This window comes from Brachybacterium paraconglomeratum (assembly GCF_003994255.1).
Lineage (GTDB): Bacteria > Actinomycetota > Actinomycetes > Actinomycetales > Dermabacteraceae > Brachybacterium > Brachybacterium conglomeratum.
The window spans coordinates 246,837-268,203 of sequence record NZ_ML133851.1; the positions used below are offsets into that span (position 1 = coordinate 246,837).

Below are 21,367 nucleotides of genomic sequence, written 5' to 3' on the forward strand. Positions count from 1 at the left end.
ACATCTCCCGTTCATCCGCGCGAGTGGCCGTCACGATCCGTCAACCCTCTTGCAAGAACTTTCAGCGAGCGCCGCTCCCCCCTTCCTCCCCCACTCGTCCCCGTTCCGTGCGCTCTGCGCCCGAGGCGGCGCTCCTGCCTGCCACAATGGGGAGCGGCACCGTGGGGGCGGTGCCGTCGACGAGAGCACAGCGCATGGAGGGGCCCGGATGGTCAGCGAGGCAGCGACCGGGGACGTCATGGATCTTCCCGGGATCCCGGAGGACACGATCGACCTCGGGGAGCGGCTCGATCCGGTGCGGACCCTCCTGCGGCGCACCGCGGGTGGGGACCGTCGCGCAGCCGGTGCGCTGCTGGACGTGCTCGGTCCGCGGATCCACGGTCTCGCGGTCCACGTGACCGGCTCCGCCGCCCGCGCCTCGGCGCTCACCGTCAGCGTGCTGCGCTCGTGCCTGCGCGATGCCGCCGAGCTCGCCGCGAGCGGGCTGCCCGGCGAGGCGGCGGTGCTGGACAGGGCCCGACGCGCGGCGCTCGCGACCCGTCCCAGCGGCGACGTCCGCTCGCTGGTCTCCCCCGCCGCCGCGAACGACCGCACCCGCGACCGACGGGAGGTGGACGTTCTGCGGGTCCTGCTCGGCCTCCCGCTGCCGCAGCGCGCCCTCGTCGAGTCCGCAGCGCAGGGCCGCTTCGCGGCGACGGGGGCCGAGCGGCCGGGTGCCGCGACCGCCCTCTCCCAGGTCCTCGACGCGCTCGTGCCCCTCGGCGGCCCGGAGGACCCGGAGCTGCGGGCCCTGGCCGCCCTGGACGCCCTGGCCCTCGCGGACCCCTCGGAGCGGGCACGGCTGAAGGAGATCGCGCGAGGTCCCGAGACCGCGGGCGTGCACCGCCACGCGATCGAGGCGGCGGCGCGGCTGACGCTCCTGACCGCCGTCCCGCCCTCGCGGGACCTGCACGTGGCCGTCCTCGAGGGCTTCGCCCCGGAGCCGGTCCCCGCCCCGGAGCCCGAGGTGGCCTACAGCGGCGACTACGCGACCCCGGTGCTGGGCACGGACTCGCAGCGCCGCGTGGTGGGGCCGCCCGCCCGTCCCGGCGCCGCACCGGCCGCGGCGCCCGGGGCCGGGGTGTCGGCCCCGTCGGCCCCGACCCCCGTCCCCTCCGGCGGTGAGCAGGCCGCCCCGGACGCCGCCCCCTCCTTCGCCTTCCGTCCCGGCGACGAGGCGGAGCGCGGACGTCGTGCACGCCGCCGGCGCCGACAGCAGGCCCGCGCCGGGACGCGCCGCATCCCCTGGATCTCCCGCACGCTCGCCGCGCTCCTGGCGGTGACCGCCCTGGTGCTGGGCGGGCTGCTGGTGACCACCCGCGGCGATCTCGCCGAGGCCGAGGAGTTCACCGACACCTGGGCGACGCTCTCCCTCTCCCCCGAGGCGCAGCTCGTGCCCGGGCTGAGCGACAACGGCACCTGGCAGGCGGTGATCGCGGAGGACGGCGTGGCGCTGCGCGCCGAGGGCGTCGCCGGCTGGGAGGGCGAGGTGCTCGAGCTGTGGGGCGAGACCGACGGGGTCGCGCGGAGCCTGGGCGTGCTGGACCTCTCCCGCGACGGCGAGGTCGCGTTCACCACCGACGGGACCGCCGATCGTTTGCTGGTCACGCGGGAGATGGCGCCGGGCAGCGGCTCCGGTTCCCCCTCCCCGCGAGTGGTGGCGACGCTCGACCCCGGGATCAGCGGCATCTGAGCGAGGCGCTCGTCGGGCGCGGACCGCGGCCCGGCGTCGGCGCCCGCTCTTCCGGCCGGCAGGGACGATGCCGGGACGACGCAAGGGGCCGATCACCTCGCGGTGATCGGCCCCTTGCGTCGTCTGGACCGGTGCTCCCGGCCCGGACCTCAGTCGCGGGTCAGGCGGCGGTAGGTCACGCGGTGCGGGCGCGCGGCCTCCTCGCCCAGACGGGCGACCTTGTTCTCCTGGTAGGACTCGAAGTTGCCCTCGAACCAGTACCAGTTCGCCGGGTTCTCCTCGGTGCCCTCGTAGGCGAGGATGTGGGTCGCCACGCGGTCCAGGAACCAGCGGTCGTGCGAGACGACCACGGCGCAGCCGGGGAACTCCAGCAGCGCGTTCTCGAGCGAGCCGAGGGTCTGCACGTCCAGGTCGTTCGTCGGCTCGTCCAGGAGCAGCACGTTGCCGCCCTGCTTGAGGGTGAGCGCGAGGTTCAGGCGGTTGCGCTCGCCGCCGGAGAGCACTCCGGCCTTCTTCTGCTGGTCAGGGCCCTTGAAGCCGAACTGGCTGACGTAGGCGCGCGAGGGGATCTCGACCTTGCCGACCTGGATGAAGTCGAGGCCGTCGGAGACCACCTCCCACAGGTTCTTGTTCGGGTCGATGTTCTCGCGGTTCTGGTCGACGTAGCTGATCTTGACGCTCTGGCCGATCTTCAGATCGCCGCCGTCCAGCGGCTCCAGGCCCACGATGGTCTTGAACAGCGTGGTCTTGCCGACGCCGTTGGGGCCGATGACGCCCACGATGCCGTTCGGCGGCAGGGAGAAGGAGAGCCCGTCGATGAGCAGACGGTCCCCGAAGCCCTTCTTGAGGTCCTTCGCCTCGATCACTTGGTTGCCCAGCCGCGGGCCCGGCGGGATCGTGATCTCCTCGAAGTCGAGCTTGCGGGTCTTCTCGGCCTCCGCGGCCATCTCCTCGTAGCGGGCAAGACGCGCCTTGGACTTCGCCTGGCGGCCCTTGGCGTTGGAGCGGACCCAGTCCAGCTCCTCCTTGAGGCGCCTGGCGAGCTTCTGGTCCTTCTTGCCCTGGACCTGGAGGCGCTCCTCCTTCTTCTGCAGATAGGTGGAGTAGTTGCCCTCGTAGGGGTAGAGGTGGCCGCGGTCGACCTCGGCGATCCACTCGGCGACGTGGTCGAGGAAGTAGCGGTCGTGGGTGACGGCGATGACGGCGCCCTCGTACTGCTGGAGGTGCTGCTCGAGCCAGAGCACGCTCTCGGCGTCGAGGTGGTTGGTGGGCTCGTCCAGCAGCAGCAGGTCGGGCTTCTCCAGCAGCAGCTTGCACAGCGCCACGCGACGGCGCTCGCCGCCGGAGAGGTGGGTGACGGGCTCGTCGCCGGGCGGGCAGCGCAGCGCGTCCATCGCCTGCTCGAGCTGCGAGTCGAGGTCCCAGCCGTTCTGGGCGTCGATCTCGGTCTGGAGCTTGCCCATCTCCTCCATCAGCGCGTCGAAGTCCGCGTCGGGCTCGGCCATCTCCTCGCCGATGGCGTTGAAGCGCTGGACCTTCTTGAACAGCTCGCCCATGCCCTCCTGGACGTTCTCCAGGACGGTCTTGGACTCGTCCAGCGGCGGCTCCTGCAGCAGGATGCCGACGCTGTAGCCGGGGCTGAGGCGCGCCTCGCCGTTGGAGGGCTGGTCCAGGCCGGCCATGATCTTCAGGATCGTCGACTTGCCGGCGCCGTTGGGGCCGACCATGCCGATCTTCGCGCCCGGGTAGAAGCTCATGGAGACGTCATCGAGGATGACCTTGTCGCCCACGGCCTTGCGGGCCTTGTACATCGTGTAGATGAACTCTGCCAATGTGGTGTCCTTGTCGGAGAGCGGTCGGAGTGCTGGTCTCTCACCGGCGCGCCGCAGGGCGGTGCCGCACGGGAGTCGTCGCGATGACCGACTCTACCCCGCCGGCACTCGGCGCGACCCGCCCGGGCACGGCTCGAGCCGACCCGGTGCAGATCGATCCGGGTCAGTCCGTCGGGACGCCGCGCTCGGCGAGCACCCGCCGGGCGATGCTCACGCCGGGCTCGGCGCCCTCGGGGTGCGGATCGCCGTTACGGGGCCAGAGATGCGCGTCGATGCCGAGCGACCGTGCGGCCTCGACGTTCTCCGCGCGGTCGTCGAAGAAGATCACCGCCGAGGGGAGCCGCACTCCCCCGGTCTCGTGCGCCAGCACGTCGAGCAGGACCTCGTAGATCTCGCGCTCGGGCTTCACGGTGCGCTCCTCGGCGGAGATCACCGCGAGGGTGAAGGCCTCGAACCAGTCGGCCTTCCGCACCGCCTCGCCGAAGGCGGCCGAGGCGTTGGACAGCAGCGCCATGCGCACGTCGTTGCGGGCGAGGTCGTGCAGCAGCGCGCGGGAATCGGGCTCCAGGCGCAGGAAGTAGCGGTTGTCGGCGTCCTGCAGCTCGTCGATCTCCGCAGCGGAGAGCTCCTCCACGCCGGCGGCGCGGGCGACCGCGCCCCAGTACTCGGCAGGGCTCGTGCGGCCGGCGTCGTAGTCGCCGCGCTCGGTCCACAGCGCCTCGCCGACGGCCCCGGCGTCCCCGCCGAGCAGCGCGTGGATGTCGGGGACCGGGTCGTGGCCGGCGCTCAGCACGCCGCCGAAGTCGAAGACGACGGTGGGGCGCTGCGGGGCGCGTCGGCGGTTCTTCTTGCTCATGGGGTCACGTCCTCACAGGTGGGGAGTCCTTCGACGGTGCCGGTCTCGGCGATGGTGGTCGTCGCCTCGAGGGCCTCCTCGAAGGTGCCGACGGCGACGACCTCGAGGCCGTCGGGCTCGTAGCCGACGACCTCCTCGCAGTTCGCGGAGGGGGCCAGGAAGAACTCGGCGTCGGACTCCTCCGCGCCGACCATCTTCTGGCGGATCCCGCCGATGGAGCCGACGGTGCCGTCCTCGGCGATGGTGCCGGTCCCGGCGATGGCGTGCCCGCCGGTGAGGGCCCCCTCGGTCAGCTCGTCGTAGACGGACAGGGAGAAGATCAGCCCCGCGCTCGGGCCGCCGACGTCGCCGACGGCGATGTCGATGTCGAGCGGGAACTCGTGGCCCTCGGCGAGGATCACCCCCATCCGCGACGTGCCGTCGACGAGCTCGGTGGGGACCTGGAGGTCCTTCTCCTCGCCGTCGCGGCGCACGGTCATCTCCACGTCCTCGCCCTCGGGGACGGAGGCGATGAGGTCGCGATAGCCCTGCACGTCGCCGGCGGTCCGCCCGCCGACGGAGACGATCACGTCGCCGCCCTCGAGGGTGCCGGCCGCGGCGCCGTCCTCCTGGACGCCCGCGATCATCACGACGTCGCGGTACTCGATGTCGAGCTCGTCCAGGGCGACCGCGACGGCGTCCTGCTGGGAGGTGCTCATCGCGGCGGTGTTGGTCAGGGTGGTCTGCTCACGGGTCTGCCCGTCGGGGAATACCGCCTCGCGCGGCAGCACCATCTTGGAGCGGTCGAACCAGGCGGCGACGACCTCGACGGGGGTCACCCGGTAGCCGGGCCCGCCGTCGACGGAGACCGTGGTCATCATGAGCGAGCCGTCGGTGGGGTGGGTCTCGGCGCCGTCGATGACGAGGATCTCCTCGTCCTCCCACTCGCCGAGCACGTCGATGGCGGGGCCGGGCCGCTCGATGACGTAGGGCACGGGGAGCAGGGAGCCGCCGAGGATCATCGCGCACAGCAGCACGAGCATCGTCAGGGCGAGCCGGGGCCGGGCGAGCTGCGCGTCGTCGATCGCGCGCGCGGCCGCCGCGCGCACCCCACGGCGGCGGGCAGGGGGCGTGGGGTCGTCGGTCACCCGGCCCATTGTGCCGCACCGGGCGGGACGGTCAGCGCGCTGCCGGGGTGCGGTCGGTACCCTGGGGACCCCACGGACCGCAGGAGGTGGCCATGAGCGATGCCCCGATCCCGGGTGGACCCGGTGACATGGACGAGGAGGCGCTGAAGCGCTTTCTGAAGGAGACCTTCGGGGACGCGCTCCCCGAGGGAGCGCTGGACGGGCTGGACCTCTCCGCCCTCGCGCAGCAGGCGAACCTCCCCCAGGACCCCGCGCAGCTGCGCGCGGCCGCCGCCCAGATGCAGCACCTCTTCGCCGCCCAGGGCGACAGCCCCGTGAACTGGCAGATGGCGGAGGACCTCGCGCGTCGCACCGCCGCCGGCCAGGTGACCCTGCCGGGAGTCGAGACGCCGTCCGGCACACCGGGCGATCCGAGCCCGTCGGCCGAGCAGGTCGCCGAGCTGCGCCAGGCGGCGCAGGTCGCGCGGCTCTGGCTGGACCCGGTGCTCGCGATCGACGTGCCCACCGCGGAGCTGCAGGTGTACAGCCGCGGCACCTGGCTCGCGCGCACCCTGCCGCGCTGGAAGCCGATCGTGGAGCCGGTCGCGAAGTACATGGCCGGCGCCATCGGCGAGGCGATCAGCGCGCAGATGGGGCAGATGGGCGATCTCGGCGCGATGGGCGCGGCCGGGATGCAGATGCCCGGCGGCGGCGATCCGGCCGGGATGATGGAGCGCATCGGCGGGACGATGTTCGGCGTCCAGTTCGGCCACGCGATCGGGGCGCTGGCCCGGGAGATCTCCGGCACCACGGACCTGGGGCTGCCGCTCGGCCGCGACGGCGAGCCGGCGCTGGTCGCCGCGAACGTCGAGGACCTCATCTCCGCGCACTCCCTCGACCCGGCGGCGACGCGGATCTTCCTCGCCTCCCGCGAGATCGCGCACACCGCCCTGTTCACCGCCGCGCCGTGGCTGGGCCGCGCCCTGTTCTCCGCGATCGAGGACTACTCCCGCGGGATCACCCTGGATCTCGACGCGCTCGACGAGATGGTGCGGGACCTGGACCTCTCGGACCCGCAGTCGATGCAGGCGCGCCGGCCCGAGGAGATGTTCGTCTTCACGCGCCGCGCCTCGCAGGAGCGTGCCCTCGAGGAGCTCGCGACCACCCTCGCACTGATCGAGGCGTGGGTCGACCACGTCACCACCAAGGCGCTGACCGGCAAGCTGCCGGACCTCGAGGCGCTGCGCGAGGTGCTGCGCCGCCGCCGCGCGGCCGGCAGCCCGGCAGAGCAGATGCTCTCGAAGACCATCGGCATCGAGATGCGGCCGCGCCGCGTGCGCGAGGCGCTGTCCTGGTGGGAGTCCGTGCTGGCCACCGAGGGCGAGACCGGCCGCGAGGCGAAGTGGGACCACCCCGACCTGCTGCCCACGGCGGAGGTGCTCTCGGGCACGCCGCAGGCGCCGAGGACCGATGCCGCCGCCCCGGCGGAGGGCGCGGAGGAGCTCGCCGACGTCACCATCCCCGTCGACTTCGACGCGGAGCTCGAGAAGCTGCTGTCCGGCGAGGGCGTGGACGACGCGCCCCGCGAGGACGAGCAGGGCCGGCTGCGCGAGGACGACGAGGACCCGGGCGACGGAGGCACCGACGACGGAGGTTCGGACAGCGGCGACTCCGACGGGTCCGGCACCGACCAGGACGGGAACGGCCCGGCGGGCGATGCCCGCTGAGGTGGACGACGGCACCGCGGACGCCTCGCCGGTGGCGGACGGGGCTCCTGCCGCCGAGCCGCCCGTGAGCGCCCCGACGTCGTCGGCCGCGCCCGAGCCGGCGGCGGCAGAGCTCGCCCTCGCGCTCGAGGGCGCGGCCTCGACGCCCGACCTCGCCCGGGAGTTCCTCGACCTGCTGACGGGCGTGCCGCGCGCCCTGTATCGCGACGGCGGGCCGCGCCATCTCACCGCGAGCGCGATCGTGACCGATGCGCCGGGCGAGCACGTGGCGCTCGTCTGGCATCTCAAGGGCCGCTTCTGGGTCCAGCCCGGCGGTCATCTCGAGGACGGCGAGACGAGCCTCGAGCAGGCGGCGCGGCGCGAGGTCGCCGAGGAGATCGGCCTGTCAGGACTCGAGCGCGTCGGCGAGGGCCCGGCGATGCTCCACCGTCACGGGCTGGACGCCGCCTTCGGCCGCTGCCAGGAGCACTGGGACGTGCAGTACCTGCTGCGCGCCCCGCGCCCGGCCGCCGAGATGCCGCTCACGGCGAGCGAGGAGTCGGGGGACGTGAAGTGGTTCCCCTGGCCAGCGCGCTCGCCCCTGGCGGGCTCAGCAGCGAAGCTTCTGCCGGAGGGCGTGGTCCCGGACCTGCCCGCCGCGCTGGATGCCCTCGCGGAGCGCTTCGCGACGCTGCTGCGCTGAGCTCCTGCGCTGAGCTCCAGCGCCGAGCGGTCCGGCGCCGTCCTGTGCTCGACGGCCTCCGCGCGCGCAGCCCCGCCCGCCCCGGCCGCGCTCAGGACTCCCCGGCGGCCTCCTCGACGTCGTCGCCGTCCAGCGGCGGCATGTTCTTCGCCCAGGAGACCCCGTCGAGGAATCCCTGCGCCTTCTCCGCCTGCGGGTAGGCGGCCATGAGGGCCTTGAACTCGGGCCCGTGGCCGGGCACGAGCAGGTGCACCAGCTCGTGCATCATCACCGAGCGCACCACGTAGTCCGGCATGCCCTGCAGGTGGTGCGAGAGCCGGATCGTGCCGTCGGCCGGGGTGCACGAGCCCCAGCGGGTGTTCTGGCGTGTGGACCACGTCACCGAGGCGGGGTGGGCCCGGCCACCGAGATGAGCTTCACTGACCTCGCGCGCCATCCCCATCAGCTCTGCATCGCTGCGCCTCGCGGGGGTGCTGCGCGCCTCCCGCGCGACCATCTGGTCGACCATCTTCCGTGCCCAGTCCCGCTCCTGGCGGGCGCTGAAGGAGGCGGGGATCGCGACCACGATGTCGCCGTCGCGCCTCGTGATGGACACGGTGCGGCGCCGGCGTGCGCTGCGCCGCACGAGCACCCGCTCGCCGCGGGGCCCGCTCAGCTGCTCATGGTGGACCAGATCATTCATGGGGCAAGCCTGGCACGCTCGGCAGGCGAAGTTTTTTCGTCCACAGCTGTGCACTGCGAACCGGCCGGTCAGAACGTCGTGACCGGGGACGATGACGGTTCCTCCACAGTGTTCACACCGGGTGGGGCCGGCTGTCCACAGGATGGGGCCGGTTGTCCACAGTCGGTCCCCGGTCCGTCTTTGACCCGCCCGGTCCGCAGGGGCTAGGTTTCCCTGCACGTAGGACCCCGGGATAACTAGCAGGACGCACACGGGGAAGGTGCGCGTGGTGCTGAGCGCCCCCGGGGTCCTACGGCCCAGGTCGGCCTCACGCTGCCGTCGGGCCGCCGATATCGGCTCGTCGTGCGCACTTCCTCGGCTCCCCCGGAGCCCCCAGTCTCCCGAAGCGCACGACGGGCCGGTCAGATCGGATCACTCCTCTTCTGCGCCGCGCCGCGGCCGTTCCTGATTCGTGCGCATGTGCGCCCCCCGCTACAGTGGTCCGGTCCCGGTCCGCGGCGAGAGTCGTGCGCCGGTGAATGTTCATCACTCACGAACCCACGAGGAGCGGATATGGCCGACGAGACCTATGCCGGAGAGTTCTACTGCGTCAAGTGCCGCGAGAAGCGGGAGGCCGAGGGCAACGTCGTCGTCTCCAACGGTCGTCGCATGGCCAAGGCCGTGTGCCCGGAGTGCGGCACCAAGCTGAACCGGATCCTCGGCAAGGCCTGATCGACGTACTGCGAGGCACGAGCGGTAGGAGATCAGGCAGCGAACACTGCTGATCGACGTACTGCGAGGCTGTGCCTCCACAGACCGCGAAGGGCGGGGCACCATCGGTGCCCCGCCCTTCGTCGTCCCCTCGCCCGTCGCGGGCGCGCTCATGCCGCGTCGGCGTCGGGGAGCGGATTCTTCCGCGGGCGGCCGCGGCCGCGCTTGACGGCGATGATGCGGCCGTCCTGGAAGATCGCGCCTCCCCAGACGCCCCAGGGCTCGCCCCGGTCCAGAGCGCCCTGGCGGCACTCCTGGATCAGGGGGCAGTCGGCGCACAGGAGCTTGGCCTGCTCGAGGTCGGCGGGGCGCTCGGAGAAGAAGAGGTCGGCCGCGTCCGCGTCGTGGCACGGCAGCATGTCTGCGGAGGCGTCCGCAGGGTTCAGGAAAGTGGTCAGTAGAGAAGTCATCGTCTCGCTGCTTCGACGTCGTCGGGAAGGACGGCCCCGGGAGGGGCGGGAGGGGGCGGCGCCGGTGCCGCCCCGTGCAGCGAGGGTGGACCTCGTCAGCTCAGGCGGAGCACCGCGGGGGCATAGCCCCGTTCGCGCGGCAGAAGAGCGGGCGCGCCGAGGGGGCGCAGGCCAGCTCCTGCCAGATTCCTGAGAACGATCACGAGACCCACCCCCTTTCTGTGCGCGTGCCCCGGCTTCCCGGCTCACGACCCGAACGATTGACGTGGACGACTCTACACCCGTCCCGGCGAATGCAGAAGTATTTTTTGACCTGCGGTTTCAGTCCTTCTCGGAGGGTCCGGCGAGGATCTGCAGCAGCGCGGCGCCGTACGAGGAGACCTTCGCGGGGCCGATCCCGGGCACGGCCAGCAGCTCCTCCTCGGTGCGGGGCGCACGCTCGGCGACGGCCTCGAGGGCGGCATCGGTGAGCACGGCGTAGGCGGGGACGCCGCGCCGACCGGACTCCTCGCGCCGCCAGCTGCGCAGCTCGGCGAGCAGCTCGGGCCCGGCGGTGGAGGGGCAGCCGTCATGGCGGCCGCGCCGCTGCTCGGCGGCGGAGACGAGGCCCTGCCCGCACACCCGGCACTCGGAGTAGACGGTCGCGGAGCGTCGGCCGGTGCGGCGAGGTCCGGGGCCGGGCGCGGTGCGCGGGGAGTCGGGGTGGGCGAGCACCCCGTCGAGGAAGCGGGAGGGCTTGCGGGAGCCGCGGGCGCCGGGGGTGCGGGCCGCGGCCCAGCTGACGGTGAGCAGGTCGCGGGCGCGGGTGAGGGCGACGTAGAACAGTCGCCGCTCCTCCTCGACCTCGGCCGGGGTCTTGGCCATGGAGATCGGCAGCAGCCCGTCGCTCGCGCCGACCACGAACACGACCGGCCACTCCAGGCCCTTGGCGGCGTGGACGGAGGCGAGGGTGACGCCGTCGACGACGGGCGCGGCCTGCGACTCGGCCCGCTCCTCGAGCTCTCGGACCACGTCGGCCATGGTCGCGCCGGGCCGGGCGGTGATGGTGTCGGTGAGGCCGACGAGGGCGTTCAGCGAGTCCCAGCGGTCGCGGATCGCGCCGGTGGTGTCCGGGGCCTGCTCGGACCAGCCCTGCTGGGAGAGGACGTCGCGGACGGCGCGGGCCGGGTCGAGCTGCTCGACGCGGGTCGCGGCGCGCAGGGACACCATCGCGCGCCGCACCTCCTGCCGTTCGAAGAAGCGGTCCCCGCCGCGCACCAGGTAGCCGATCCCGCGGGCGGTGAGCGCCTGCTCGAACGCCTCGGACTGGCTGTTGGTGCGGAACAGGATCGCGATCTCGGAGGCGGTGCGGCCCTCGGCGATCAGCGCGCCGATGCGGTCGGCGATCCCGTCGGCCTCGGCGGCGTCGTCGGGGAAGGACTCCACCAGCGGCGGCGGCCCGGCATCGCGCTGGGAGACGAGGGTGAGGCGGCCCGCGCGGGTGCGGCCCTGCGCGCCGTCGAGGACGGTGTTGGCCATGCGCACGATCTCGGGGGTGGAGCGGTAGTTGCGCTCGAGGCGGATGGTGCGGGCGCGCTTGAACTCGCTGCGGAAGTCCAGGAGGTAGGAGGCGCGGGCGCCGGCGAAGGTGTAGATGGTCTGGGCGGCGTCGCCCACCACGCACAGGTCGTCGGAGGTGCCCAGCCACAGCCGCAGCAGCGCGTGCTGCAGGGCGGAGACGTCCTGGTACTCGTCGACGACGAAGTGCTTGTACTGGGAGCGGACCTCGCGGGCGACGTCGCCGCGCTCGGTGAGGAAGCCGACCATGTGCAGCAGCACGTCCTCGAAGTCGATGACGTTGTGCTCCTTCTTCACCTCCTCGTACTGGGTGAGGATGCGGGAGATGGAGCGGGAGTCGAAGCCGGCCACGCCCGGGCGGCGCGTCTGCGCGGCCGCGTCCGGATAGGTCTCGGGGGTCAGCATCGACACCCGCGACCACTCGACCTCGGCGACGATGTCGCGCAGCGCCGCCCTGTCCACGCTGAGGTGCAGGCGGGAGCAGGCCTCGCCCACCCCGGCGTACTTGCTGGCGATGATGTCGGGCATCGGCCCGCCGACGACGCGGGGCCAGAAGTGGCGCAGCTGGCGCAGCGCGGCGGAGTGGAAGGTGCGGGCCTGCACGGCGGGCACTCCGAGGTCCCGCAGGCGCGAGCGCATCTCGGCGGCGGCCTTCGCGGTGAAGGTGACGGCGAGGACGTGGCGGGGGTTCAGCTGACCGGTGGCGACCCCGTAGGCGATGCGGTGGGTGATCGCGCGGGTCTTGCCGGTGCCGGCGCCGGCGAGCACGCACAGCGGCGTGCCGAAGCTGCCCGCCACCTCGCGCTGCTCGGGGTCGAGCGCGGCGAGGAGCGACTCCGCATCTGGCGGGGCGGAGCGGGCGGTGGCGTCGGGGGCGGCGGTCTGGTCGGTCATCGCTCTCCATCCTGCCAGGGCGGTGCGACGCTCCACGGGGTGCTGTGGACGGCGGGTGCCTCACACCCCGCCGGGGCGTCAGGGCACGGGCGGCCGGGGCAGTCTCGGCCGGGCACCTCACGGGTGATGGCGCGTGGCGTGCCTCTATGCCCATATAGGCGTAGTGGCACGCCACGCGCCATCACCTGACCTTTGCCCTCGCTGATGCCGAGCCGAGGGCAGCAGGTCGATCAGGAACCCTCAGGTCGACCCGGGCCGGCGAGCGCCGCTCAGGCCTCGGCGGAGCGGCCGTACCAGTCGTCGATCAGGGCGCGGCCCATCGAGGCGGGGCCGGGCAGCTCGATCTCGTCGGCCGCGAGCGCGGCGGCGAGCTCCTCGCGGCTGAACCAGCGCGCCTCGGCGATCTCCTCGTCCTGGAGGGTGAGCTCGCCGGCCTCCGGCGCCCAGGCGCGGTAGCCGAGCATGAGCGAGCGCGGGAAGGGCCAGGGCTGGCTGCCCATGTACTCGACCTCGGTGACGGCCACGCCCACCTCCTCGGCGACCTCCCGGGCGACGGCGTTCTCGAGGCTCTCGCCGGGCTCGACGAAGCCGGCGAGCACCGAATGGAAGCGGCCGCGGAAGTGTGCGTTGCGGGCCAGCAGCAGGCGGTCCTGGCCGTCGCGCACGGCCATGATCACGGCCGGGTCGGTGCGGGGGAACTGCTCGACGCCGTCCTCGCGGCAGCGCAGCACCCAGCCGGCCATCTCGGGCTCGAGCAGCCCGCCGCACAGTGGGCAGTGCCGCATCGAGCGGTGCCAGGCGCCCATCGCGACCGCGGCCGCGGCGAGGTCGGCGTCCGCGTCGGCCAGACGGTCCGCGACGCGCCGGAGGTCGCGCAGATCACGGCCGGGGTCGTCGAGCTCGGGGCTCGGCTCGGGGATCTCCACGGCGAGCACCCGCACGCCGTCGCGTCGGCCCAGCAGCACCAGCGGCTGGGTGGTGCCGCCGCGGGGGTCCTCGGTCTCCAGCACGGCGTGCAGCGTGCCGTCCTCGTCCTCGGTCAGGGCGACCGCCCCGGCGCGGGTGACGAGATAGCGGGCGTCCTCGCCGGGGGCGAGCACCCCGTCCTCGCCGCGCAGCAGCGCGTCGCGGTCGGAGCCCAGGAGGGTCAGGGGCGTGCTGAGATGCGGTCCACGGAGCGTCGGCATGGCCTCGAGCCTAACCGGCGCGCGGGGTCGGGGCGGGTACGGTGGACGCGTGCATCGCAACTCCTACTCCATGGCTGCCCTCGCCGCGGCGGCGGTCCCCGGGCTGGCCCCGGTGCGGACCTCCTCCATCGCCACCCCGGTCGAGGATCTCGACGTCGCCGGAGTGGTCGCGGAGGACGGCCGCCGAGTGCTGGTCCACTCCCCCGCCACCATGGCCGCCGGGATCCGTCTCGAGCGCGATCTGCGCGTCGCCGATGCCCTCACCGGGACCCCGCTGAAGGCCGTGGTCCCGCCCGTGCTCGGCTACGTCAAGCTCCCCGAGGGCGGGCGCAGCGCGGTGACCGAGGCCCCCGTCGGCAGGCCGCTCATGCTCGACGACCTGCAGGACAGCGAGGAGCTCGCCCGCTCCCTCGGCGAGGTCCTCGCCCGGATCCACACCGTGCCCCGCTACGCGGCGGAGTCCGCCGGGGTGGAGTCCTTCACCCCGGAGGTGCTGCACGCCCGCCACCGTGCCCGGATCGACAAGGTCCACGCCGCCGGGCACCTGCCCGCCGCGGTCGCGCAGCGCTGGGACGCGCTGCTGGCCGATCAGGAGCTGTGGGACTTCACCCCCCAGTTCATCCACGGGGACCTGTCCGAGGAGAGCCTGTTCGTCTCGGGCCGGCGCCTCAGCGCAGTGCGGGACTGGTCCTCCTCGCTCGTCGGCGATCCCGCGACGGATCTGGCCTGGTTGATCTCGTCGCTGGCCCCGGAGCGTTTCGACACGCTGTACGCCGCGTACCGCGAGGAGCTGCCCACCTCGAGCCATCCCCGGCTGATGGAGCGGGCGCAGGCGCTGGGCGAGTTCGCGGTCGCGGAGTGGCTCGAGCACGGCCTGGAGATCGAGGACGAGGACATCGTCGCCGACGCCCGCGGCATGATCGCCGATCTCGACGCGGACCTCGCGCAGATCGCGCGCGAGGAGGCCGAGCGCGCCTACGACGAGATGAGCGCGAACGAGGACGGCGGGCGGTCCGCCGACGCCGCGCGCTCGGAGGCCTGAGCAGGGCTCAGCGCCTTCACCGACCCGATTCTCCCGGCGGCCGCCGACCCGGGCGGCATGAGCCCGTGGCGGCACCAGCTCACCCGCGGCTTCACTCCCCCGACAGCATCTCCGCGATCCGTTCGCGGGAGGGATGCTCGGTGACCTCGTGGGTGATCCCGTCGGCCACGAAGTGGAAGGCCGTGCGGATGTTTCGGAGCGGCAGACCGGTCCGCTCGTGCCAGGCCAGGCGGTAGAGCGAGAGCTGCAGGGAGCGCTCGCGCAGCTGGGCGGGGCGGGGCATGCGGCCCGTCTTCCAGTCCACGATGATCACTCCGCCGGTGCCGTCGGGACCTGCCGTGCCGTCGCCGCCCTCGGGCTCGGCGAAGACCGCGTCGATCACGCCGCGCACGCCGATCTCGCCGATCCGGGTGGTGACCGGCTGCTCGACAGCGATCGGGCTGCGGTGCGCCCAGTCGGAGGCCTCGAAGGCCTCGCGCAGGGCGCGGGCGTCGGCGAGGGCGCGCTCCTCCTCCGGGTCCTCGAGATCGGCGAGATCCTCGAGGTCCAGCAGCGTCGCGCTCTCGAACCGGGTCTCGAGCCAGGCGTGGAAGGCGGTGCCGCGCACCGCGGCCGGTGAGGGGCGGCGCGGCAGCGGGCGCAGCAGCTCGATCGCGGCGGCCTGCGGGTCGCGGGCCTGCGCCACCACCTGGGAGGCGGAGAGCCGCGGCGGGGAGTGCACGGCGGGCGCGGCGGCGTGCTGGGCGAGGTCGGCGAGAGCGCGTCGCACGAGCTCCTCGAGCTCCGGGTCGGCAAGCGCGGGCGCCTCGATCCCTGCGGCCGACGCGGGACCGGGCGGGTCCGTCCGGTCGGGCTGCGGGCCACCGGGCGCCGGGTCGTCGGTGGCCAGGTCCGTCGACGCGGCGGCGGTCTCGCCGGCGACCTCGGCGAGGCGGGCGGCGGCGCGGGCGCGGGCCTGCTCGGCCTCACCCGGAGCGGGCGGCCAGGTGGCGGTGGGCCGCTCGGACTCCAGCGGGTTCTCCTCCGGCACCTCCTGCGCGGAGCGGAACGCCTCGGGCACCAGCGGCGCCGCCTCGGTGAGATAGCGGGAGCGGGGCCGCGGGGTGCGCACCCCTTCGCGCCAGGCGGCGGAGGTCAGCAGCAGGCGGCGCCTGGCGCGGGTGACGGCGACGTACATCAGGCGCCGGTCCTCGGCCAGCGCCTCCTCGCCCTGCGCGAAGCGGTACTCCTGGATGATCCCCTCGGCGTCGACCTGGGTGTCCGCCTCGGCCCAGGCGAGCTCGGGCAGCGTGTCCGCATCTCCGCGCAGGGCGGTGGGGACGGAGGCGCCGGCGAGCTTGCCGAGCCAGCCGTCGCCGGGCACGCGCACCCGCCCGGTCTCGTCGGCCTTCGCGCGGCGCAGGTCGTAGGAGGGGACGGAGCCCTCGGTGAGCCCGGCGACGGCGACCAGGTCCCACTCCAGGCCCTTGGCGGAGTGCATGGTCACGATGGTCACGGCGGCGGGGTCGTGGGCCTGCTCGGGCGCGGCGGTGACGGAGAGTCCGGCCTCCTCGTCCTCGCTGATCTCGAGCAGGTCGAGATAGGCGCCGAGGCCGCCGCGGCGGGCGGTGCGCTCGAAGGAGGCGGCATGGTCGCGGAACGCCTCGAGGTCGGCGAGCGCACCGGTGCCCGGGGCGGTCTCCAGCAGCGCGAGGTCCACCTCGAGCACCCGGATCGCGGCGGTGACCAGGTCCGGCAGTGGCAGCGGGAGCAGTCGCCGCATCTCGCGCAGCATCTGCTGGAGGTGCAGCAGCCGCTCCCGGCCGACGGGGGTGAGGGCGCGGCCTGAGGGGTCGGTCCAGTCCGCCGGCGGCAGGTCGTCGACCGCGTCGACGAGGGAGACCTCCTCGGCCTCGTCCCGGGCGCCGACGGCCCCGGCCTCGCCCGCGCCGGCCCGTCGGCGGGAGCCCATCCGGTCCCGCCAGCGGCCGAGGACGGCGAGGTCGCGGGCGCCGAGCCGGATCCGCGGCCCGGTGAGCAGGCGCATCAGGGCGTCGCCGCGGCCGGGGTCGTGGGCGCATTCGAGCAGGGCCCGCACGTCGGCGACCTCGGGGCGGTGCAGCAGACCGCCGAGGCCGACGACCTGGGCGGGCAGCCCCCTGTCCTCGAGCCCGGCGACGAGGGCGGGGATCTGGCGGCGGGCGCGCACGAGCACCGCGGCGGAGGCGGGCGGGGCATCGGCGGGGCCGGCGCCGTCCCCGGCGTCGCGTCCGTCCTCGGCGCGACGGGCGAGGATCCAGTCCGCGATCGCCCTCGCCTCGGCCCGCTCGTCGGCCGCCTCGAGGATCTCGCAGGCTCCCTCCCCCGCGCCGGGGCGGGGGTGCAGCTCGGGGATCTCGATCCCGGCGCCGGCGGCGCGCAGCGGGGCGGCGACGCGGTTGGCGACGGCGAGCACGGCCTCGTCGTTGCGCCAGGAGGTGGACAGGGTGCGCTGGAGGACCGGCTGCTCCTCGGTGGCGAAGGCGTCGGCGAAGCCGGCGAGGGAGGCGGCCGAGGCGCCGCGCCAGCCGTAGATCGCCTGCTGCGGGTCGCCGACGGCGCAGGCGGCGTGGCCGGGGCCGAAGAGGTCGGTGAGCATGCGCAGCTGGGCGACCGAGGTGTCCTGGAACTCGTCCAGCAGCACCACGCGGTGCATGCGGCGGGCGAGGGTCGCGGCGGCGGGGACCTCGCGGGCGATGCGGGCGGCGAGGGAGACCTGGTCGGAGAAGTCCAGTGCGGAGTCGGCGGTGCGGATCTCGGCGAAGCGGCGCAGCAGCGGGATCAGGGCCAGGCGCTGCTCGAGCTGGTCGATGACCTTCGCGACGTCCTTCGGGGTGGTGCGTCGCCTGCCCTCGACCTGCAGCGGGATCTGGGAGAGGTGGTCGCGGATCTCGCGCAGATGCGTCTCGAGCTGCTCGGGGGTGACGAGGTGGTCGGCGAGCGAGGAGCTCAGCGAGAGCAGGGCGGCGGTGAGCGTGGCCGGGGAGGCCTCGAGGTCCAGGGAGTCGTCCCAGCCCTCGACGATCTCGTGGGCGAGCTGCCAGGAGGCGGAGGCGGACATCATGGTCAGGTCCGGGTCGATGCCGACGGCGAGGGCGTGCTCGCGCACCAGGTCCAGGGCGAAGCCGTTGTAGGTGTGGACCAGGGGGCGCTGGCCGACGAGCTCGTCGCCGCCGCGCTCGAGGCCGGGCGGCAGCTCCTCCCCGGCCCCGCGGAGGGCCGCGGCGAGGGTGGCGAGGCGGGCGCCGATCCGCTCGCCGAGCTCATGGGCGGCCTTGCGGGTGAAGGTCAGGCCCAGCACCTGGCGCGGCTCGACGATCCCGTTGGCGATCAGCCACACCACCCGGGAGGCCATGGTCTCCGTCTTCCCGGAGCCGGCGCCGGCGACCACCAGCATCGGCGCGAGCGGCGCCTCGATGACGGAGGTCTGCTCGGCGGTGGGCGGGGGCTGCTCGAGCAGGGCCGCGAGCTGCGCGGCGGAGTACCGGGCGGCGGGAGCTCCGGGGGCGGGGACGTGGACGGAGCCGGTGGTCACAGCTGCTCTCCTTCGGGCTGGAGCGGGCAGCTCGCGCGCACTGCGCAGTGGTCGCAGTGGGCGTTGCGACGCGCGGTGACGTGCTCGCCGGAGACGTCGCGGGCCACGTCGCGGACGAGCTCGTCGAACCATTCGGGGTGCTCGGCGCGGGGCAGCGCGGTCTGGGTGCGCACCGCGGCCTTCTTCCCGCCGGTGCCGACGTAGACGAGCTGGGCGCCGTTCAGCCGCTCGGGGGCGTCCTCGCCGAGCTGCTCGGCGAGCGCCCCCTCGCGCACGGCGGCCTGGTAGGCGGCCAGCTGCAGGTCCTCCTCGGCCTTCGCGGCGGACTTCGCGGTGCGGCCGGTCTTGAGGTCCACGACCCGCAGCCCGGTCGCATCGCCCTCGATCCGGTCGATGCTGCCGCGCAGGCGGACGCGGTCCAGCGCCACCTCGAAGGGCGCCTCGACGGCGAGGGGCTCGCCGGCGACGCGGAGGTGCTCGGTGAGCAGGCGGGCGGCGTCCTCGGCGTGGCGCACGCGGCGGCGGCCGGACCAGGTGTCGGTGCCGGGCATGCCGCGCAGCAGGGTGTGCAGCTCGTCCAGGAGATCGACCTCGCCGCGGGGGTGGATCTGGGCGAGGTGGTGGATCGCGGTGCCGAGCAGCTGGGCGGGGCCGCCCGCGCGGGTGCCGCCGGCGCGCTCCATCAGCCAGGACAGGGGGCAGTCCACGGCGCGCTCGAGAGCGGAGGGCGAGAGGGTGATCGGGTCGTCCGGGCCGTGCAGCGGTGCGGTGGAGCTGGGCTGCTGGTGGTACCAGCGGCCGGGGTCGGTGCCGGGGGCGCCGGCGCGGCCCAGGGCCTCCAGGGCGAGGGCCGCGTCGCGGGAGCGGACGGGGTCCTCCTCGTGCAGGCGGCGGCGCAGCGCGGCGACGAGGCGGCGCGCGTCGGGCGCGGGGCCGGGGTCGCGGCGCAGCACCTCGGGGTCGATCCACGGCTCCCCCGCCGCGTCCTCGAGCACGTCGAAGAGGGCGGAGGGCTCCTCCTGCTCGCCCTCGATCGCGGTGAGCAGCACGCGGGTCCGGGCGCGGGCGAGGGCGCTGACGGCCAGGCGCAGCTCGTCGGCGAGGACCTGCTCGCGCTGCAGGGCGCGCAGCGCCTCGGGGCCCGGGGCGGGGTCGGCGGCGCGGGGGCCGGCGAGCAGGGAGAGGTCCGCGGCGCCGAAGAGGGTCGAACGCAGGCGCAGGTCCGGCCAGGCGCCCTCCTGGAGGCGGGCGAGCACGACGGTGTCGCGGTGCTCGCCGGCGAGCTGGGCGGGGGTGAGCACGTCGATCCGGCCACGGGCGGCGGCGGCCGGGGCGAGGGTGTCCTCGACGACGGCCTGGGCGCGGATCTGCTCGACGAGGTCGAGGGCTCCGGCGCCGGGGCGGCGCTCGGTGAGGCGCTCGGCGGCAGCGAACAGCTCCAGCAGCGCGTCCAGCCTCGCCGCGGCCATCCGGGCGCGGGCGCCGTCCACGTCCCCGGCGTCGCCGAGGGCGGCGCGGCGCCAGCCGCCGGCGAGGCCGGAGGCGTCCCAGGCGTGCCAGAGCACCTGCTCGGCGCCGTCCTCGCGGTGCTCCCGGACGGCGCGGATCATGTCGCGCAGGCGGTGCACGGGGGCGGCGGCGCGGTCGCGGGCGTCCGCGGCGGGAAGGCCGGGCACCTCGTCCTCGACCAGGGCGCGGGCGAGCAGCTCCTCGCTCCTGACCGGCGGGGCGGGGGCATCTTCCGTGCTGTCCTTCGGGCGGTGCTCGGCCGACGCGGGCGCCTCGGGGTCGCTCTCCTCCGACGCTCCCGATCCCGTCGAACTCTCCCCTGCCGCGCTCGCCTCCTCCGCGCGATGGGCGGCCAGCAGCAGGCGGCGGATGCGGCGCAGGCGCAGGTCGTCGGCGTCGCCGAAGGGGCCGCGCAGCAGCGCGGTCGCGGTGCGGGCCTCGAGCGGGGTGCCGGCGGGGGCGAGGCCGAGCTCGAGGACCGTGAGCAGGTCGTCGACCACGGCGACGTCGCGCAGCGGCTGGGGGCGGCGCGGGACCCGGACGGGCAGTCCGGTGCGGGAGAGAAGGTCGGCCACGTCGGCGACGGCCGCGCCGGAGCGGCACACCACAGCCATGTCGTCGTAGTCGACGGCTTCGCGGTGGTGGAGGTCGCGCAGGGCGGAGCCGATCAGCCGCGCCTCGTCCAGCGGGTCCGCGGCGCGCAGCGCCACGAGCCCTCCCGGTCGCTCGGCGCGGGGCCGACGGGACGCGGCCGGGGCGCCCGCGAGCGGGAGCCTGCCCCGCAGCGCGTCGACCACGGCGACGAGCCCCTCCTCGCCGCCGTGCGTGCCGTCCAGCGTGATCTCGAGCGGCACGCCGGGCAGGGCCTCGCGCAGCCGGGCGGCGGCATCGGGCAGGGCGCCGCGGAAGGTGTCCACCGCCGCATCGGGGCAGCTGGTCACCAGCACCTTCGCCCCGGCCGTGGCGAGTGCGGCGAGGAGGTCGATGCCGGCGGCGGTGAGGTCCTGGGCGTCGTCGACCACCACGGTGCGGAAGGGGGCGGGGAGGGTCGGGTCCGCCAGGAGCACGGCGGCGCGTCGCACCAGCGCGCCGGAGTCGAGGCGGGGGCCGGCGTCGAGCGCGGCGGAGGCCTCGAGGTCGAGCACCCCGAGGTAGTCGCGCAGCAGCGCCGCGGCGTCGCGCCAGGCGGGGCGGTCGTGCTCGCGGCCGAGCTCCTCGAGCGCCCCGGGCCCCAGCCCCAGCTCCCCGGCGCGGGTGATCAGGTCGCGCAGCTCGGTGCGGAAGCCGGGCAGGGTGCGTGCGCCGGGGTCGACGTCCAGGTGCCAGGAGGAGCGCTCGGCGATCAGCTCGGCGAGCAGGGTGTCCTGCTCTGCGCCGGTGACCAGGGTCGGCTCGCCCAGCCCTCGCCGCAGCGCGTCGGCGCGGGCGATCGCATGGGCGAGGGCGGGCGGGGTCATGGCGCGGGCGGTGCCCTGTCCGTGGACGGCGAGCGCGTCGCGCAGGCGCCCGGCGGCGAGGCGGCGCGGGGCCAGCAGCAGAGCGTCCTCCCCGGCGGCGTCGGCCGCGGCGAGCGCGAGGGCGGTGCGCCCGCTGCCGGGCCCGCCATGGACGATCACGTGGTGACCGGCGGTGACGGCGTCCAGGGCGCGTCGCTGACCCGAGTCCAGCTGCGCGGCGGGCAGCAGCGCGGGAAGCGCCTCGAGATCGGGTCCAAGCAGGCGGATGCCCTCCCCCGTGATGGTGCCGGTGCGTCGCATGGGACCATTGGACCCCATGGCCCTGACGTCCGGGATCCTCCGCGCAGGCCTCCGACGGCGGTACAGTGTGCGGGATCACCCGATGTCCCTA

14 protein-coding genes are annotated in these 21,367 nt (G+C 74.7%); 5 read left to right on the top strand and 9 right to left on the bottom strand.

Annotated features, from left to right (window positions below):
- Positions 1–208 precede the first annotated feature (208 nt).
- The gene (locus DS079_RS01150) at positions 209–1,732 is read left to right on the top strand and encodes a hypothetical protein (protein ID WP_126984481.1); all 1,524 of its coding nucleotides are present in this window, start codon (positions 209–211) and stop codon (positions 1,730–1,732) included.
- 149 nt (positions 1,733–1,881) lie between these two features.
- Here the strand turns inward: DS079_RS01150 and ettA are convergent, their stop codons facing one another.
- The 3 genes from ettA to DS079_RS01165 form a co-directional block, all read right to left on the bottom strand.
- Positions 1,882–3,564 (bottom strand): energy-dependent translational throttle protein EttA, encoded by a 1,683-nt coding sequence (gene ettA, locus DS079_RS01155; RefSeq protein ID WP_126984482.1) that lies wholly within the window; start codon positions 3,562–3,564, stop codon positions 1,882–1,884.
- Between the two features lie 163 nt (positions 3,565–3,727).
- Positions 3,728–4,420 carry an HAD family hydrolase gene (locus DS079_RS01160; RefSeq protein WP_126984483.1) on the bottom strand — a complete coding sequence of 231 codons (693 nt, stop codon included), beginning with the start codon at positions 4,418–4,420 and terminating at the stop codon, positions 3,728–3,730.
- Entirely contained in the window at positions 4,417–5,556 is a 1,140-nt protein-coding gene (locus tag DS079_RS01165) for a YlbL family protein (RefSeq protein ID WP_126984484.1), read from the bottom strand. The genes DS079_RS01160 and DS079_RS01165 overlap by 4 nt, the downstream gene beginning before the upstream one ends.
- A gap of 83 nt (positions 5,557–5,639) precedes the next feature.
- On the opposite strand from DS079_RS01165, the gene DS079_RS01170 reads away from it, so the two are divergent.
- Both DS079_RS01170 and DS079_RS01175 read left to right on the top strand, forming a co-directional pair.
- On the top strand, positions 5,640–7,253 hold the full coding sequence (locus DS079_RS01170) for a zinc-dependent metalloprotease (protein WP_126984485.1): 1,614 nt from the start codon (positions 5,640–5,642) through the stop codon (positions 7,251–7,253).
- Positions 7,243–7,935, top strand: a complete 693-nt coding sequence (locus tag DS079_RS01175; RefSeq protein ID WP_126984486.1) for an NUDIX hydrolase — start codon at positions 7,243–7,245, stop codon at positions 7,933–7,935. Before DS079_RS01170 ends, DS079_RS01175 begins: the two co-directional genes overlap by 11 nt.
- A 91-nt stretch (positions 7,936–8,026) precedes the next feature.
- Here DS079_RS01175 and DS079_RS01180 read toward each other — a convergent pair whose 3' ends face one another.
- Positions 8,027–8,617 carry a M48 family metallopeptidase gene (locus DS079_RS01180; RefSeq protein ID WP_126984487.1) on the bottom strand — a complete coding sequence of 197 codons (591 nt, stop codon included), beginning with the start codon at positions 8,615–8,617 and terminating at the stop codon, positions 8,027–8,029.
- 552 nt (positions 8,618–9,169) lie between these two features.
- Here DS079_RS01180 and DS079_RS01185 point away from each other — a divergent pair.
- Positions 9,170–9,328 (top strand): DUF5679 domain-containing protein, encoded by a 159-nt coding sequence (locus tag DS079_RS01185; protein ID WP_010551122.1) that lies wholly within the window; start codon positions 9,170–9,172, stop codon positions 9,326–9,328.
- A gap of 149 nt (positions 9,329–9,477) precedes the next feature.
- On the opposite strand, the gene DS079_RS01190 is transcribed toward DS079_RS01185, so the two are convergent.
- The 3 genes from DS079_RS01190 to nudC all read right to left on the bottom strand — a co-directional run bounded on the left by DS079_RS01190 (position 9,478) and on the right by nudC (position 13,415).
- Entirely contained in the window at positions 9,478–9,777 is a 300-nt protein-coding gene (locus tag DS079_RS01190; RefSeq protein ID WP_050815754.1) for a WhiB family transcriptional regulator, read from the bottom strand.
- A gap of 321 nt (positions 9,778–10,098) precedes the next feature.
- Complete coding sequence (locus tag DS079_RS01195; protein WP_126984488.1) at positions 10,099–12,228, bottom strand: ATP-dependent DNA helicase UvrD2; 2,130 nt, start codon at positions 12,226–12,228, stop codon at positions 10,099–10,101.
- A 269-nt stretch (positions 12,229–12,497) separates the two neighbouring features.
- Complete coding sequence (gene nudC / locus DS079_RS01200; protein ID WP_126984489.1) at positions 12,498–13,415, bottom strand: NAD(+) diphosphatase; 918 nt, start codon at positions 13,413–13,415, stop codon at positions 12,498–12,500.
- Positions 13,416–13,464: 49 nt separating this feature from the next.
- Between nudC and DS079_RS01205 the strand changes: the two genes are divergently transcribed.
- Positions 13,465–14,457, top strand: coding sequence for a phosphotransferase (locus tag DS079_RS01205; protein WP_126984490.1), 993 nt, complete (start codon positions 13,465–13,467; stop codon positions 14,455–14,457).
- 91 nt (positions 14,458–14,548) lie between these two features.
- Here the strand turns inward: DS079_RS01205 and DS079_RS01210 are convergent, their stop codons facing one another.
- Positions 14,549–18,010 (bottom strand): ATP-dependent helicase, encoded by a 3,462-nt coding sequence (locus tag DS079_RS01210; protein WP_126984491.1) that lies wholly within the window; start codon positions 18,008–18,010, stop codon positions 14,549–14,551.
- Positions 18,007–21,276, bottom strand: a complete 3,270-nt coding sequence (locus DS079_RS01215) for a UrvD/REP family ATP-dependent DNA helicase (protein ID WP_126984492.1) — start codon at positions 21,274–21,276, stop codon at positions 18,007–18,009. Before DS079_RS01215 ends, DS079_RS01210 begins: the two co-directional genes overlap by 4 nt.
- Positions 21,277–21,367: the final 91 nt, after the last annotated feature.